The organism is Fibrella aestuarina BUZ 2, assembly GCF_000331105.1.
Taxonomy (GTDB): Bacteria; Bacteroidota; Bacteroidia; order Cytophagales; family Spirosomataceae; genus Fibrella; species Fibrella aestuarina.
Genome location: NC_020054.1, coordinates 1,114,790 through 1,131,542, shown reverse-complemented (window position 1 = coordinate 1,131,542; position 16,753 = coordinate 1,114,790). Strand labels below are relative to the sequence as shown.

Here is a 16,753-nt window from a genome sequence, read left to right as displayed (position 1 = left end):
CCGCAAAAACCAGCCTACAGCGTTGTGGGCGTGAAATCAGCCCGGTAATACTGCACAACATCAGATGGTAACGTGGCCAACGTTGGCAACAGTCGGCTAAGGGCCTGCCACTCGTGCTGATCGATGGTCGTGATGGCGTCACGGATCACCTGCTCGTTGGCCGTTGCCCAGGCTAGCGGGCGGGGTTCCAGTTGCGCCCAATACCCTTTCTTATCGCCCGAAAACAGGGCCGCGCAGGGCACCTGTTCACCAACCCGCCGGGCGTGTAGTGGCAAGGCATTTACGTCGATTTTCAGAGCGCCCCAAAGCACGGGTTCGTTGTTATCTTCCGCCTTGTGCATGTTGGCCAGCACGGCTATCGCCAGTGGCTCTAAACTCGTGACGATACCGGGCACCAGCAGCCCATTTTCGTACGGGCCGCTGCCGGCGCCCTGCCCGAGCATGTAGCCCAACAGGCCAACAGCCAGCCCCAGCAGCCCAACCACCGTTGCCCATAGGCCATGATTGCTCCGCCACAGCCAGACACTCGCTCCCAGCAAGCCAAGTGCCACCACGTAGGCTATCCGTGCCAGCCAGACGTATTTCGTCTGAAACTGATCATACTGGTTTACCAACCGCCTATCCACATCGAGGTTGGCGGCACGGGTGGCCTGCGAGAAGTTTATCGACTCCCCCGGCTCACCTACTTCTCTGTTCGCTGGCATAGTTCTACATCATCTGATAGTTGTCTACATAAATAGCTATTTATAGCACATAATACCAGCGTCTATATTCAAAATCAGGCGTGAAACGTACCTGAGTTGCCAGTCGACCATGAGCCGTAACCGAAATATGCAGCCTACGTATTTATCTTCGTACTCGTTTGCAGCTATTACCATGAGTAAGAAAAACCGCTCGGGCATCGTCTTCTCAACCGATCCCGATTACCAATATCAGGGCGATGATCAGCCAACGTCCGACACCCTGCCGCCCCAGCAACAACAACTGAAAGTCTGGCTCGACCGCAAAGGCGGCGGCAAAGTCGTGACGGCCGTGCGGGGGTTTGTGGGTACCGACGCCGACCTGAACGACCTGGGCAAAGCGCTTAAAAATGCCTGTGGCACCGGTGGTACCGTCAAAGACGGCGAAATCCAGATTCAGGGCGACCACCGCGACAAAATCCTCGCTTACCTGACAAGCAAAAAATACAGCGCGAAAAAGGCAGGGGGATAAGGAGAAACAAAAGAGTGAATGAGCGAATGAGCGAACGAGTGGCTGACGCACGTAAAATCAGGCGTCAGCCACTCGTTCGCTCATTCACTCGTTCACTCTTTACCCTTAATGCGCACGTCGGCTTCGAGGCGCGATTGTGTTTGGCCGGTAAAGGTACCGCTGACGGGCGCGGTGAGCTCAGCGCGGGCCGACGACGCCAGGAAGATGTGTTTGTTGACGACCACCGTGTTTTCGGTGGGGTCGAAACCGCGCCAACCGGCACCGGGCAGGTACACCTCGGCCCAGGCGTGTAGTTGATGCTCCTGTTGCGCTGAGCCAAACAGATAGCCGCTCACGAAACGAGCCGCCAGCCCCAGACTCCGGCAAGCCGCCATGAACAAGGTCGTATAGTCACGGCACGAGCCGAGCTGATCGATCAGGGTTTGCTCGGGAGCCAGCGGAGCGCCTTCTTCCCGAACCGTGTACGTAAACTGCCGGATCGCCTGGTTCAGCGCGATCAGGAACGGCACGGTTTGCCAGTTTACACTGGCGGCCACCTGCCGGGCCCAGTTTTCGACAAGCTCGGTCACGCCTTCCCGGATAAGATACGGCTCCAGTAACGAACGTACCTGAGGCGGATACGGAAACGGCACGCGTTGCGTTTCGAACGGGTAAAGCACAAAATCGAGCGACTGAAACGGATCAGAGTCCAGCTCGATCTGTGCGGTGATGGTCAGGTAATCGGTAGGGCCGCCAAAATAGGCCACCTGCTGTACGTTCCCTTCCACGTCCACATTACGCACCACCTTCGAGGGCTCCGGGCTGATCTGTAGCTCGTAGCGCCGAAGCCGTTGGTAGGGGTACGTTCGTGGATAGAGATATAGTGTGTGCGGGGCCAGCGCAACCGGCTGATCGTACTGGTACCGCAACTGATGCTCAACAGAAATGTACATAGAATGAACGATTGTCACTAACCAATGAACAGCTGCCGATGCAATTCGTCACCCGGAAAGGCAGTTTATTGTTCACTGCCCATTATTGACGGGCTTCACGACCTTGTCGAAAATGGGGTCCATCCAATAACTGGGTAACCGCCTGACGGAATTGTTGAGCAGCGCACTCCACTGATGCGAAATCTCGTCCATGTCGTCTTTTTCAAGCCGATGCTCGGTCATGTGGAAGCTGTCTTTGGTGTAAACCACCACATCGAGCGGATAGTCGACATCGTTGGCACTGACGCGGGTGGCATCGAACGCCAAAAACCCAATTTTCAGGGCTTCCTGTAAGGTTGAATCGTAGTGTAAGTTACGGAATAACAAGGGTTTGCCATAGCCCGAGTTCCCGATAATCTTGAATAACGACCCCGAATCGACCTCGACCCAGTTGCCCTCCGGATATAACAAAAACAACTTGTGCTCTTCGTCGTCTTCCAGCTGCCCACCGACAATGGCGTGCAGGTTAAAATTCAACCCACTGGCCACAATCGACGCCCTGTCTTCAGCGGCCACCCGTTTCACCTGCTCGCCGAAGGCATTGACCGCCTTGTACAGCTTGTTGAACGTCTGGTCTCGCTCGGCCAGCACTTCACGGAAATACGTGATGGCTTTGTCGCGCACCGACCGCAACCCCGATGTCATGATGAATAACGAATGGTTCTTGACCTCGTGAACGGTGATTTTCCGGTTGGTCGAGACTTCTGTCCCCGACGTGAGGCGGGTATCGGCAATCGCGATCAGCCCTGATTTCACTTTAATCCCTAAGCAGTACGTCATACAAGTTAACACCCGGCCCGGCGAGTTTGGGCAAAGATACAATTATAGGCAAACGCCCGACGCCCCTCAGCGAATCCGTATCAGCAGCTGCGCCTCGTCATCTTCGCCCCGCCCGGCGGTGCTATTACCCGGCAGGCTGTCGGGGTCGGTTTGGTCAACGGCCTTGATTTCAGCTTTCAGCGGTAGCCCTGCCCCACTCGCGCCGCCAGTCAGCATAGCCGTAAACACCAGCGTAGCCGTTTCGCCCGACCGCAGCAGGCCAATTGTGCCCCCCACCCGATTCGCCGTGCTGGTCAGGCCCGACGGGGAAGCCAGAAACGTCAGGCCGGTAGGGAGCGGCTCGGTCTGTACCTGCACGTTGGTCGCGTCGAGCCCGCCTTCGTTGTGCACCAGCAGGCTAACCGACAGCACCTGTCCCGGCTCTCCGATGAGCAGACTACTGACCAGATTCAGGCTAAGGTCGGCTTTATTGGTATCGGGCTGAGGCTGATTGCCCAGCACCGGTGGCAATGGCACCTGGTTGGGGTTCGGCGACACGTAGGTTGCGCCCGGCTCGTTCGTCCGGATGTCTATCTGCGCACAATCATCCTGCCCGTCGCCGGTTCCTGAGTTTGTTTGGCTATCCGGGTCGGGCACAGAGGCCGCCGTTAGCTGAAGGGCGTTGGTGTAGTAACCCGGCACCGTGGGTTTCACCGTAAACGTTTTGCTAGCGTAATCGCCCGGAGCCAGGGTAGGCATGGTCCCGGTTAGCGTCGATGCGGTGAAGGTCAACCCGGCGTCGGCGGCGGTTACGAGCAGGTTGCTGGGTAGCTTGTTTTCAAACTGAATACCCGATGCGCCGCAGGGCCCTTCGTTTTGGATCGTCACGGTCAGGGCAAGCGTTTCGTTAGTAGCTAATGCTCTGTTCGAGCCCATTACCTGAATACGCAGGTCGGCAGCGGCGGGGGTAACGGTCACGCTGCGGACTCCCGACGCACACTCGTAGGCCGGATGCCGATCCTGCACCGAGTAGGGCCCCGGGGTCGTTACGGTAATGCCAGGGGTGCTGGCACCCGTGTTCCAGAGCGCGCGCCCCGTAGCCGACGACTGCAACGTAACGGACGGACTACAGAGTACCAGCCCCGACGCGGTGATCGTGGGTACGTCGGGAATCTTCTGGCCCGGTGCTACCGCCACGGCAGGCGGAAAATAAATGCGCATCTGATCGCGGGTGGCTGGGGTGGCCATCGTGCCACTTTGCACCCGCGAGGCATAGGCTCCCTGGTCGACCAGCCGCTCCTGACCGGGCGTGTTTTCGTCCCAGCGGTACGTGGTAAAGTTGTCGGGTAGCCGCAGTTTTACTTGTTGCGCGTTGGCGCAGCTGATCGACGCCAACGGCTGCGTTTCGGCCAGATAGGGCGCCGACGTAGTGAAAAAAGCGTTGTTGTTGGCCGTCAGGTTATCGGCCCATAGTTGTGCGTAATACAGTTGCCCCGCCGTTGAATAGTGCGCACCATCGGGGCGGTAGGGCGTGGGGCCGGTCGTTCCCACTGGTGGGTCCAGGTCTGGGCCCAGATAAACCTTTGCCTGCGTAGGGTCATTGTTGATGTCTGCTACCGACAGGTACTGGGCATTGCGTACGTGGTCGTGTCGCATACTGACGTAGGACGAAAGCGCAATGACCCAAGCGAGTTGACCCTTGTTCAGCTTTTGCCGAATCTGCTTCATCGACTCACGGAAATACATTCTGATGTCTTCCTGCGATTTGTCGCGGTCGTTTTCTCCGTGAATGACCAGTATACCACGTATGCCCGTCGAAGGCACATACAGGTTCATCAGGTTGCGTAGGTTGGCATAGGGCATTTGCAGATCCCAGCGGCAGAAGCTGTGTTCGAAGTACTGGTTGTTCATGGAGAGATAGGTCATGTGGATGCTGGTTCCCCCAAACCCCGCCCCATAAAACAGAACAGGCACCCCCAGTTTCTGCACCAGGAAATCGCCCATCCGCGCCCATAACCACGGGTCTCCATGGAAGGGTGCCGCCCCATACTCAGGCGTCCATTGCTCAAACAACAAGTCGGGCAGATACTGCGGATCGGCGGTTTGTTCGTAGGTACGTAATCGCTGGTTATCGACCAGCCTGACCTTCACAACTCGTTCGTCTGTGGCACCTCCCGGCGAGTCGCATTCATGGGTGCCGTTGCAGGTGCTGCCCTGCGCGTTGGAATGGCCGTAAATGGCAAACACCTCGCCAATTCCAAAATGAGCCAGTGAGCTCGTACCAACAACCTGCCCGTTTCGTTTGCCCCGGATTTCGATGCGGTACCAACCACCCTGAGCCGTGAGCGAACCGTTGAACTGCCCGTTCACGGGGTTCATCTGAATGGTCGACCAGGCTGTTGTCTGGCCACCCTGAAGACTCAAAAAGCGGCCTTCGATCTGATCCAGTTGCTCCCAGTAACTACCCGCGATCTGTACAGATGCTATATTATCGTTTGATCGCTGCACCACCATGCGGTCGCGCGGGTACGTGATTTGTAACTGCGCAACGGCGGCGGTTACCATCCCCCCTACCAGCACTATGCTGCTGAGGGCGATTCGTAGAGCGCAGAGAAGCAGTGAACCCGGCGCAGTCAATTGTACATTTATACGCATATTAAGGCACATGTTACGTACCTTAACTGATCAATAACTATGCCCCCACCTACAGATATATGAATAACTTTTTATTCACCAATTAACCACACTTCGATGCGTTAAGATTCGTCGGGCGGGCTGGCGGCCGTTGCAGAACCGCCCATGCGTGAGCGCAGGGCAAATAGGTCGAAGCGGCTGCGGCCCAATTCCTTTTCCATATCGCTGAGTTCGATCTGCAAGGCGTTGATCGAGATAGAAATCTCCCAGACGGAGATCACCAACGCCGCAATCTGGAGCAGCAGCGCCAGCCCGAACAGATAGCTGGCCAGTACCTGGCTTCCTTTGTAGATCACGAACATACACACGGCGCTTACCAGCAGGCTAAGCACCGCCAGAATCTGGATATTCCGAATCAGCCGCAAGCGCTTGTGCAGGCTTTTGATCTGCTTCACATAAACGGTTTCGGGGTTGGTGCGAAATTTCTCGTGCAGGTCGCGAATGAGGCTGGAAATGGCCAGAAAGCGATTCGTAAAGGCGATCATCAACAGCGAAACGGTTGAAAAAAGCAAGGCAGGCGTACTGATGGTGAGTTCCATAAAACTGGCGTGAGTAGGCAGAAAGCTGTTGTCCAAAGCCTATCCGGCGCGCTCATTTACCGTTGCTTCGTTAAACTTCGCGTCTGCGATTAAAACTGGCTTTCCAGACTCTGTAACGCCGTAACTTGCGCGGGCGTTCTAACGAGCAACTAACCCGATTATGGCTGAAAAGCGGCATCCGGCATTAATTTTTATTTTTATCACCGTTCTGATTGACTGCATTGGCATTGGCGTGATCATCCCCGTTGTTCCGAAACTAATTGAAGAGCTTACGGGCAGCGGCCTCAGCACGGCTTCGCAGTATGGGGGCTGGCTTACGTTTGCTTACGCCATCATGCAGTTCGCGTTTGCCCCCGTGCTGGGTGGCCTCAGCGATCGCTTCGGGCGGCGACCGGTGCTGTTGATTTCGCTCTTCGGGCTGGGCATCGACTTTCTGGTTTCGGCCTACGCGCCCACCATCGGCTGGCTGTTTGTGGCCCGGATCGTAGCCGGCTTGTGCGGCGCCAGTTTTACCACCGCCAACGCCTACATCGCCGACATCAGCACCCCCGACAAACGAGCGCAGAATTTCGGTCTGATCGGCGCGGGGTTCGGGCTGGGCTTTATCATCGGCCCTACGCTTGGTGCTTTCTTTAGTTCCTATGGGCCCCGGGTGCCCTTTCTGGTGGCGGCGGCGCTCTCGCTGCTCAATTGGCTGTACGGCTTCTTTGTGCTACCCGAATCACTGGCACCCGAAAACCGCCGGGCGTTCGACTGGCGGCGGGCCAATGCGCTCGGCTCCTTCCGGGCGCTGATGCGCTACCGGTCGCTGCTGACGCTGATCGTGGCGCTGGTGTTTATGTACCTGGCCGGGCAGGTGATGCAGTCTGTCTGGACGTATTTCACCATGCTCAAATTCGGCTGGACCGAGCGGCTCGTGGGGATTTCGCTGGGCGTAGTTGGGCTGGCCGTAGCTATTGTGCAGGCGGGGCTCATTCGGCTCATTATCCCGAAAATCGGGCAGAAGAACGCCGTCTTTCTGGGCTTGTCCATCTACGTAGTCAGCTTCATCGGCTTTGCCTTCGCCACGCAGAGTTGGATGGTCTTTGCGCTCATCGCGCCGTATTCCTTTGCGGGTATCACCGGCCCGGCTATTCAGGGGATTATTTCGGGGCAGATTCCTCCCAACGAGCAGGGCGAGTTGCAGGGTGGCCTCACCAGCCTGATGAGCCTGACGGGCATCGTCGGGCCGCTGCTGATGACCAACCTGTTCGCTTACTTCACCAAGCCCGGCGCGCCCGTTTACTTTCCCGGTGCACCGTATCTGATGGGTGCAGTCTTTATCATCATCAGCCTGTTTCTGACGGCAAGTGCGTTGAAAAACTACGTACAGCCAACGAAGACTGAGATTCCATTACCCGTAGAAGGGCACTAACGTCAGAGCACGTGCGGAACGGTCGATTGCCGGGTCAGGTGATCAGCAATCAGGCCGGAGTTGATGTTGAGGCTACGCAGAATGCCCGTGAGCGGGGTAGAAAATCCCAGGAAATACAGCCCACTCAGGCCGGGTTGGTCATACCAGAGGGCCGTGGGATAGCCGCGTTCATTCAGCACACGGGCTGCCAGTTCGGGCTCCAGCAGCTCGTATAGCGCCGGCCGATAGCCGGTAGCCAGAACAATGGCGTCGAATGGACGCTGTGACCCGTCCGTGAACGTTACCAAATGCTCGTTGATCTGCCTGATGCCCGGCGCTACGGCGATGTTACCGGCTTTGATCTGATCCAACGTACCCAGGTCAATGACAGGGATACGGCCAAACTCGCGAATCAGGCGCGAAGGTGGGTACTTGGGCTTGCCCAATCCGTAGGCCGATAAATCGCCCACGGTGAGTTGTTGCGAGATACCCGCCACCAGATCGTAAAACCAGTTGGGAAATTTGTTGAGGAAAATGGCCGTCGGCTGAGTCGGTTTTCCCAGCACATCGCGCCGGACAATGCTGATGGGGCCACGCACCGAGATGGTGGCCTCGGCACCATGCTCATACAGATCGAGTGCCAGTTCGGCCCCGGTATTGCCCATACCCACGACCAGCACCTGTTTGCCCCGAAACGGATCGCCGTTGCGGTAGGTCCGACTGTGGATAACGTCGCCCTTAAATGTGGATAAGCCCGGTAGTTGCGGCTCGTTGGGGACGCGGTTGTACCCCGTTGCCACCACGAGCTGGTCGGCAATGAAGGTGTCGGTTGTTGTCTGAACGGTCCATCGCCCCGGCTGCGTACCTCCGTACCGGGTACGTTCGATGCTCGTTACAACCTGATTGAAGCGGGGCTGAATGCCGAAGTGGTGTGCGTACTGTTCCAGGTACGTTACCAGTTCGGCGCGGGAGACGTAGGTAGGGTAATCGGCCGGGAACGGCAAAAACGGCAGTGCCGAGTGCTCTTTCACCGTATGCAGGTGCAGCCGGTCGTAGTGATTTCGCCAGGCCACGCCCACTTTATCACTGGCTTCGAGGAGGGTGAACGGCCACTTTCGGTAGGCCAACTGGCCAGCCATAGCCAGACCACCCGGCCCGGCGCCCAGAATCAACGTTGATGATTTATTGGAACGATCGGGTTGAGCAGGCATAGTTTTCATAATCGCTTATAAAGTATAAACACTTGGGGTACAGGTAGTTTCCACGTCACCCGAATATGGGATGGCGCCGCGTGTGCTTAGTTAGACCTTTGTGTCTCACTAAAACCCACATACTCCATGCCTGATTTTCAATCGTTCGACCTACTCAGCGGCAAGCCCTTCAACCGGTTTGAGCTGGCCGACCGGGGCGACCTGGTCTTCTTTCCCAATCTGCGCCCCTGCCGGGTAAAGATACTGATGGTTGTTGATGCGTCTATCTCCTTCAGCCATGCCTATTTTGGCCTTTCACACGTGCTCGACGTGTTGCGAACCAATCCCGAGTTTTACGTCAAATTCGACGTAACCCGCGCTCACCGGAATACCGATTTGATGAAACCAAACCAGGCGCAGGACCCTGTCGCCTGGGAACGCTACGGGCCCCATTTCGAAGGCTTCCGCTTTACGCAGCCCGGCTTTAACCTGGACGTTTTCGATCAGGTCTGGTTTTTTGGTTTTTATGGCGAAGGGCACCCTACCGGCCTGACCAATGCTGAACTGGAAATTCTGTCGCGCTGGATGGACAAGGGTGGCGGGGTTTTTGCCACTGGTGATCATGCCGATCTGGGTGCCGCTTTATGCTCGCGGATTCCGCGCGTAAGTACCATGCGTAAATGGACCACTGGGCAGCGCGTACCACAACCCACCGGCGTCGACCGGCACGATACCCTCCGCAAAGGAGCCGACACCACGTATACCTTCGACGATGAATCGGACGATCAGCCGATGTCAATTACGCCCAAACGCTATTACCTGAGCGGTTGGAGTCCGTTTATCCGCCGGAGTCGCCCGCACCCCATTCTGTGCGGTCAGGAGGGTGTTATCGATATCCTGCCCGATCACCCTCACGAAGGCGAAGTGCTCGACACGGGCGCCATCGACCTGAACCGCAAGTTCACATTTGGGGCCTACGCAAACCGAGACGAATACCCCAACAGCGGCACGGCCGCACCCGAACGCATTGCTACCGCCGTCGTGCAGGGTGACCACTTCCTAGGAAGCGACCTCAACAAGGGTAACGCCACGGCCAAGACGTTTGGCGTCATCGGCGCTTACGATGGCTTTCTGGCTAGCGATGCCGACCAGCATCCGGGGCGGGTTGTAGTTGATTCGACCTGGCACCACTGGTTTGATGTCAATCTGATTGGCCGACCCATAGGCAACTTGGATTCAGCGCCAATGAACGGTACCAATCCCAAAACATTGGGTTTCCGGGCTACGCCGGCAGGCCTGAATGCACTAGCCCGGATCGACAATTATTTCCGCAATGTGGCCATCTGGCTATCGCCCAAAGCCAAACAGCAGTGCATGTTTAAACGCGCTACCTGGGGCATGGTGCTTCGGTACCCACTTCTCGAACGACTGAGCCCAAAAATGCCCATCTGGGAACTGGGCGGTACGGCCTATGATGCGCTGGGGCTGCGTGCCAGCCAGTGTATCATTTCACGGTGGGTGCTTGATGTGCTCCCCCTTGAGTTACCCAAATTGTTTCAGGTGGCCCCTTTCCCCGAGCCCAACCCCTGCCTGACCTGCCCGCCTTTTGAGCTGATCGAACAGTACGTATTGGGCGGGATCACCCGCGAATTGCTGGAACTGGGCTACAAGATGGACGATGGAGCCGTCGATGAAAAACGCGAGATGAATGAAGAAACCATCACCGAGGCGTTCAACGTGGGGGCCAGACGCGGCGTTGATGAACTACTGAAAGAACTCGACAAATCGCTACAGTTGACCACCAGGCAGGTGAAGCAGTTGAGCGACGTACTCCCCCGCCTCAACAAAATATAGGCTCCACTACCGTATCGATTACCCATAAAAAAGCTGACGCACAAAGTTGCGCCAGCTTTTTTAGTACAGGGTCATTTACAGCAAGTTCAACCGGTATTGCAGCATGGTTTTGGCCAACAGCGCCAGCTTCTGCGGGTCAGGCACCCGAATGCGTTCGTTCTGAATGCGCGAGGCGGGCACCCCTTTTATTTTGTTGAAAAGCTTCAGGTAATAGGTATAGGCCAGATGCACCCCCATTTTGGCTCCGCGCGGCAAAGCCAGGATTCCCTTGTAGGCGTCGTCGAAGTCGCGCTGAATGTCGTCTTCGATCAGTTGCTTGGCATCGCGGCTGAAATCCGTGAAGTCGACACCGGGGAAGTAGGTACGTCCCCGCTCCTGATAGTCGCTTTTGATGTCGCGCAGGAAGTTTACTTTCTGGAAAGCCGACCCCAGTTTGCGGGCGGGTTCACGCAGGCGGTCGTATTCGTCGCAATCGCCTTCGCAGAATACGCGCAGGCACATCAGACCAACCACTTCGGCTGAGCCGTAAATGTATTCGGAGTAGCCCGCGGTATCGTAGTCGTGCCGGTGCAAATCCATTTCCATGCTGCGCAGGAAGGCATCGATCAGGTCACGCTCGATCTGGTATTGCCGCACCACCAGTTGAAACGAGTGGAGCACCGGGTTCAGGCTGATGCCTTCTTCGATAGCGCGGTAGGTATCCGCCCGGAACCGGTTCAGCAAGTCCTGCTTGTCGTGGTCGTGGAAGGTGTCTACGATTTCATCAGCATAGCGAACGAAGCCATAAATGGCGTAGATGGGTAGATGAAACTTCTTGTCAAGTGTTCGAATACCCAGGGTGAAGGAGGTGCTATACCGCTCGGTTATGAGCTTACTGCACTCCAGCGCAGTCTGGTTGAATAACGACATCATATGGCTAAAGGCTCAGGAAAATGATGTTCAACGTTTTATGTTTAACGTTCATGTTACTATCCTGCCGAGGCAAGATACTAACTCCGGCGTAGGAAACGATGTAAACATCAAACGTTAAATTCTTTGGCTACTTCATCGGCCACGACTAACCCAGAAATCAGCGAGGGCGGAACGCCGGGCCCGGGAACGGTGAGCTGACCAGTATAGAACAGGTTACGCACTTTTTTGTTTTTGAGGTTCGGTTTCAGGAAGGCCGTTTGCATCAGCGTATTGGCCAAGCCATAGGCGTTCCCCCGAAACGCATTGTAGTCGGCCTTGAAATCGCGGTGAGCGTAGCTACGTTTATACACCACATGATCGCGCACGTTCTCGCCCACGTAGGCCTCTAAACGTTGCATAATCAGTTGGTAATAGTGCTCGCGGGTGGCTTCATCATCAACCAGGTCAGGCGCTACAGGTATCAGCAGGAATACGTTTTCCATGCCCGCCGGGGCCACGCTTGGGTCGGTTTTCGAGGGTGCCGAGGCGTAGAACAGCGGGCGCGTGGGCCACTTCGGAGTTTCGTAGATCTCCTGCGCGTGCAGGCCGAAGTCTTCGTCGAAAAACAGATTATGGTGCTGTAGCTTCGGAATACGCTTATTGACGCCAAGATAAAACAGCAGCGACGAGGGCGCCATGACCCGTTTTTTCCAGTAATCGTCGCTGTAGTTTCGCTCGCTCGGGGCAACCAGCGTCGTTTCAACGTGGTTGTAGTCGGCGCTCGCTACCACCACATCGGCCTCAAAAATGCCCTGATTCGTGTGAATGCGTTTGGCCGAGGTCTGTCCACCCGCCTCTGCGACGGTTTCGATGCGCTCAACGGCTTCGTTGTAGAGCATCTTCACGCCTTTTTCTTCGGCCAACGTCACCATCCCCTTAACGATCTCGTGCATGCCGCCCATCGGGTACCAGGTACCGCCAGTCATCTCGGCGTAGTTCATCAGGCTGTACATGGCGGGGGTATTCTGCGGGGTAGCCCCCAGAAACAGAATCGGGAACTCGATCAGTTGCAACAGCCGCGGGTGCTTAAAGAATTTGCGGGCATGGCTGGCAAACGACTGAAACACATCGAGCCGGGCCACGTCGTAGAGCAGCTTCAGGCTCATGAACTCCGTAATGGAGCGACTCGGGCGCCACACGAAATCGTGGATCCCGACCCTGTATTTGTAGGCGGCCTGATTGAGAAAAGCATCTAACCGCGCGCCACTGCCCGGCTCGATCTGGTCGAAAAGGGCTTTCAGTTCACGCAGGCTGGCCGGAATATCCACCGCTTCGTCGGGCCCAAACACGACGCTGTAGGAAGGGTCGAGCCGAACAAGGTTGTAATAGTCGGATGGTTTCTTGCCGAAGCGGGCAAAATAGGTTTCAAAAACATCGGGCATCCAATACCAGCTAGGGCCCATGTCGAAGGTGAATCCTTCGGCTTTGAAGAGCCGGGCCCGACCACCGGGCGACTCATTTTTTTCGAGGATGGTAACGTCATAGCCTTTGTCGGCTAAGCTCGTGGCAACGGATAGGCCGGAAAAGCCGGCCCCAATAACAGTAACGCGTGTAGGCATTCAGTCGGTTTTGATTTTTATCGCGGTTCGACACCGCGGTTTACTGTCTGACGTTGCCGTGTATCCGCTAATGGGTCAGTGTCAAGTTTCCACAAACGTCAGACAGTAAACCGCGGCGGCGGACCGCAACAAACATCAAACTGATTATAAGCACAAAAAAAGTTAGACGCAGCGCATCTAACTTTTCGGAACCTTCCTCTTTTTTAACCAAAAACTACTCAATCAATATATTAGTCTGGAGAAGCACAGTCTCTCAACTGTGCTCTCTATTGATGAAATGCAACCATTACGACACCTTATGAATTGAAGTGGGCGTAAACGTGCAGTTTACTTTTAAGCTCTTTACGGGCAATGTGAATGCGGTTTTTAACCGTCCCGATGGGTATATCCAGTTTAGCGGCGATCTCGTGGTACTTGAAACCCCGGAAATGCATCATAAACGGCGTCCGGTAAGTATCATCGAGGTTGTTTACTGCCCGAGCAATGTCTTCCTGAGCAAACGACGAGTACGCGAGGTTATCGGTGCTGCTCTCGGTTGAGTTGATATAATGCAGGTTATCCGTCGTATCGATAAACGTATTCTTCCGGATCATCCGCTGGTAATTTGTGATGAACGTGTTTTTCATGATCGTGTACAACCATGCTTTCAGGTTGGTACCGTCCGTGTACTTGTCACGATTCGTAAACGCCTTTAACAGCGTGTCTTGCAATAAGTCGTTGGCGTCTTCTGCGTCTTTCGTCAGGCGGAGCGCGAACGGACGAAGGGATTTAGAAACCTTACCAATGTGGTATGTAAATTCAAGCGCTGTCATGATTACGAAAAGTTTTCTTGTTGAACCGATCTTGCTTCCACTTAGACAAAATCCCGACCAGTTTTTCAAGGATTTAAACCACTCATCCCTTTTTCAAAACAAACCACTGATAAACAGGCATTTAAAAATCCATTTAAACCCGTGCCACTCCGATCGATCACTCACCTTTTACGGGGTGCTGGGTAGAAAATTCCCCACTTTGTGGAACAGGCCCTGTGTATTTTGTTGAACAATCTTACTGTATAAGTTCAACAAAAAAAATTTTCTACAAAAAAATCCGCTAAACACAAGCCTGTTTGATCAAAATATAGTTGACAAGTTGTTGCAACTTTGTTGCGTATAAACAATTTATCAGGTATTCGCCCTCTTCTTCCCTTGCGCTCTATCCGCTTTCTTTCGATTGGTACACTTATTCTGTGGGGGCTGGGTAACGCATTCCCCAGTTTGGGACAAACGCCTTGTCAATGCTTCGTGAAGGGTGACGTGCTGGACCGGGAAACCCGCCAGCCTATTCCCGGCGCTACGTTATTGATTAAAGAAACCGGACGCGGCACCACCGCTGGCCCGGATGGCAAATACCGCATTGACAACCTGTGTGAAGGCACCTACACGCTCGTGGCCCGGATCATCGGCTACAAAGAAATTGAGCAACGCGTGGTGCTGGAACACCATGCCGACGAAGCGCAGGCCGAGATGCTACTTTCGGAAGAAGTACAACACCTTCAGAATGTGAACGTAACGGCCCAGAAAACCGACGCCATGAGTAGTCAGGCGGTGGTGGCGCTGGAGGGCCGTGCCCTCGATCAGACGCGCGGGCTCACCTTGGGCGATGCGCTGCGTAACCTGACGGGTGTAACCACGCTGCAAACGGGGGCGTCGGTAGTGAAACCCGTGATCCACGGCATGCACAGTAACCGGGTGCTTATCCTGAACAACGGAATTCGGCAGGAAGGGCAGCAATGGGGTTCGGAACACGGGCCCGAGATTGATCCGTTTGTGGCCAGCCGGGTGTTGCTGATTAAGGGAGCGGCCGGGGTACGTTACGGCTCCGATGCCATCGGCGGCGTGATCCTGGTCGAGCCGGCGGTGTTGCCCACGGCGGGCGGCATCCACGGACAGGTCAATCTGGCGGGGTTCAGCAATGGGCAACAGGGCGTGGCCTCGGTGCAGGTAGAAGGGACATTTGGCGGTGCGGTCGTGGTCGACAGTCTCCCCACACCCACTGCGCGCTTTGGCTGGCGCGTGCAGGGGACCGCCAAACGAGCCGGGAATCTGCGAACGCCCACCTATTACCTGGACAATACGGGCGTGAGCGAATTGAATGGCTCTGCGGCCTTAACGTATCGAACAACCAATTGGCAATCAGACGTCTTTTACAGCCGTTTTTCCTCAACGATCGGCATTTTTTCGGGTTCGCACATCGGTAGCCTGACCGACCTGCAACAGGTACTTACTTCCGGCGAGCCGCTGATCAAATCAGGGTTTAGCTACGCTATCGGGCGACCCAACCAGCAAATCACGCACGATCTGTTGAAGTGGCAGACCAGCTACAAACCCCACCCCGGCGTCGACTGGAACCTGACGCTGGCCCGGCAGTCAGACGATCGGATGGAATATGACCTGCACGTTCCCCGAAACGACAGCCTCGCCGCCCTGAACCGCCCCGAACTTCGTTTTCAACTGACAACCTACACAGCCGATCTGGTCAGGTCGCACCGCGGTGGCGGCAACCGGAGCGGTTCAGTAGGCGTGAGCGGGCTGTTCCAGTACAATATCATGAGTGGCCGTCCGCTGATTCCGAACTTCCAGAACTACACGCTGGGTACGTTCTGGATCGAAAAACTGCGCGTGGGCAGCTGGGAGTATGAGGCTGGCCTGCGGATCGATTGGCGGCGGATGCAGATTTTCAGGTACGTTGGGTCTGGCAGCCGCCGCGTGTTGGAAGAACCCGTTTTTCTGTTTGCCAGCCCGTCGGGGACTATCGGCGCAACGCACTACCACAACGACCATTGGACCACCCGGTTTAACATCGGGACGGCCTGGCGCGCGCCCAATATCAGCGAGTTGTTCAGCGATGGTGTTCACCACGGAGCGGCGGCCTACGAGCAGGGCGACGATCAGTTGCGGCCCGAAACCAACTACAGCCTCAACCTGACCACCGAATGGCACACGGCGCGCGTGCAGGCCGAGGTTGGCGTGTTTTACAATTACATCCGTAACTACATCTACCTGAAACCGCAGCCCGAGCCCATTCTGACGGTGCGCGGCGCTTTTCCGTTCTTCAAATACACCCAGACTGACGCTATTTACACGGGTTTGGACGCGACGGTGGATGTGTTGCTCGGTACCCGCTGGAACTGGACTACCAAGCCCTCGTACTTATACGTGCAGGATGTGCGCACCGATCAGGCTATCGTGATGATTCCGCCCAACCGTTGGGAAAACACCCTCCGGTTTGCGTTAGGACGTACCCAGCCAGGAGTGGCCCAGCCAAGTGTGGCCCAGCCGGGTACGTTCCGGTCGGGCCGTTGGCGGGATACGTACCTGAGCGTTGGCAATCTGCTGGTAGCCCGGCAAAACCGCGTACCAGCCAACAGTGATTTTGCCCCGCCTCCACCCGCCTACAGCCTTTGGACCGCGTCGGTCGGTGGTACCTGGGCGTTTTCCGACAAGCAACATATCGACGTTAGCCTGACGGCGACGAACCTGTTCGACGTGCAGTACCGCGACTACCTCAACCGGTTCCGGTATTACGCCAACGATATTGGCCGCAATATCGCCCTCCGAGTGAAGTGGGGCTTCTGATGGGGTAATACAGT

General features: G+C 55.9%; 13 protein-coding genes. 4 read left to right on the top strand and 9 right to left on the bottom strand.

Features of this window, described 5'->3' with window-relative positions:
• Positions 1–14: 14 nt before the first annotated feature.
• Positions 15–704 carry a DUF3239 domain-containing protein gene (locus tag FAES_RS04480; protein ID WP_015330012.1) on the bottom strand — a complete coding sequence of 230 codons (690 nt, stop codon included), beginning with the start codon at positions 702–704 and terminating at the stop codon, positions 15–17.
• 172 nt (positions 705–876) lie between these two features.
• Between FAES_RS04480 and FAES_RS04475 the strand changes: the two genes are divergently transcribed.
• Positions 877–1,212: a translation initiation factor gene (locus FAES_RS04475; protein ID WP_041258578.1), complete on the top strand. Its 336-nt coding sequence runs from the start codon at positions 877–879 to the stop codon at positions 1,210–1,212.
• 92 nt (positions 1,213–1,304) lie between these two features.
• Here the strand turns inward: FAES_RS04475 and FAES_RS04470 are convergent, their stop codons facing one another.
• The 4 genes from FAES_RS04470 to FAES_RS04455 form a co-directional block, all read right to left on the bottom strand.
• A complete protein-coding gene (locus tag FAES_RS04470) occupies positions 1,305–2,144 on the bottom strand; it encodes a transglutaminase family protein (RefSeq protein WP_015330010.1) in 840 nt (279 codons plus the stop codon).
• Positions 2,145–2,216: 72 nt separating this feature from the next.
• Positions 2,217–2,963, bottom strand: a complete 747-nt coding sequence (locus FAES_RS04465) for a proteasome-type protease (protein WP_015330009.1) — start codon at positions 2,961–2,963, stop codon at positions 2,217–2,219.
• Between the two features lie 66 nt (positions 2,964–3,029).
• Complete coding sequence (locus FAES_RS04460; RefSeq protein ID WP_158408748.1) at positions 3,030–5,597, bottom strand: DUF11 domain-containing protein; 2,568 nt, start codon at positions 5,595–5,597, stop codon at positions 3,030–3,032.
• Positions 5,598–5,698: 101 nt separating this feature from the next.
• Positions 5,699–6,175 carry a DUF2721 domain-containing protein gene (locus FAES_RS04455; RefSeq protein WP_015330007.1) on the bottom strand — a complete coding sequence of 159 codons (477 nt, stop codon included), beginning with the start codon at positions 6,173–6,175 and terminating at the stop codon, positions 5,699–5,701.
• Between the two features lie 160 nt (positions 6,176–6,335).
• Here FAES_RS04455 and FAES_RS04450 point away from each other — a divergent pair, with 160 nt between their 5' ends.
• Entirely contained in the window at positions 6,336–7,589 is a 1,254-nt protein-coding gene (locus tag FAES_RS04450; protein ID WP_015330006.1) for a TCR/Tet family MFS transporter, read from the top strand.
• Between the two features lie 2 nt (positions 7,590–7,591).
• On the opposite strand, the gene FAES_RS04445 is transcribed toward FAES_RS04450, so the two are convergent.
• Positions 7,592–8,788 (bottom strand): flavin-containing monooxygenase, encoded by a 1,197-nt coding sequence (locus FAES_RS04445; protein ID WP_229364421.1) that lies wholly within the window; start codon positions 8,786–8,788, stop codon positions 7,592–7,594.
• 117 nt (positions 8,789–8,905) lie between these two features.
• On the opposite strand from FAES_RS04445, the gene FAES_RS04440 reads away from it, so the two are divergent.
• On the top strand, positions 8,906–10,612 hold the full coding sequence (locus tag FAES_RS04440; protein ID WP_015330004.1) for a hypothetical protein: 1,707 nt from the start codon (positions 8,906–8,908) through the stop codon (positions 10,610–10,612).
• Positions 10,613–10,687: 75 nt separating this feature from the next.
• On the opposite strand, the gene FAES_RS04435 is transcribed toward FAES_RS04440, so the two are convergent.
• The 3 genes from FAES_RS04435 to FAES_RS04425 all read right to left on the bottom strand — a co-directional run bounded on the left by FAES_RS04435 (position 10,688) and on the right by FAES_RS04425 (position 13,934).
• Positions 10,688–11,524 (bottom strand): phytoene/squalene synthase family protein, encoded by an 837-nt coding sequence (locus FAES_RS04435; RefSeq protein ID WP_015330003.1) that lies wholly within the window; start codon positions 11,522–11,524, stop codon positions 10,688–10,690.
• 107 nt (positions 11,525–11,631) lie between these two features.
• A complete protein-coding gene (gene crtID, locus FAES_RS04430; protein ID WP_015330002.1) occupies positions 11,632–13,122 on the bottom strand; it encodes a bifunctional phytoene desaturase/3,4-desaturase in 1,491 nt (496 codons plus the stop codon).
• Positions 13,123–13,418: 296 nt separating this feature from the next.
• A complete protein-coding gene (locus FAES_RS04425; protein WP_015330001.1) occupies positions 13,419–13,934 on the bottom strand; it encodes an RNA polymerase sigma factor in 516 nt (171 codons plus the stop codon).
• Positions 13,935–14,309: 375 nt separating this feature from the next.
• Here FAES_RS04425 and FAES_RS04420 point away from each other — a divergent pair, with 375 nt between their 5' ends.
• Positions 14,310–16,739, top strand: coding sequence for a TonB-dependent receptor (locus tag FAES_RS04420; protein WP_015330000.1), 2,430 nt, complete (start codon positions 14,310–14,312; stop codon positions 16,737–16,739).
• The last annotated feature ends 14 nt before the right edge of the window (positions 16,740–16,753 follow it).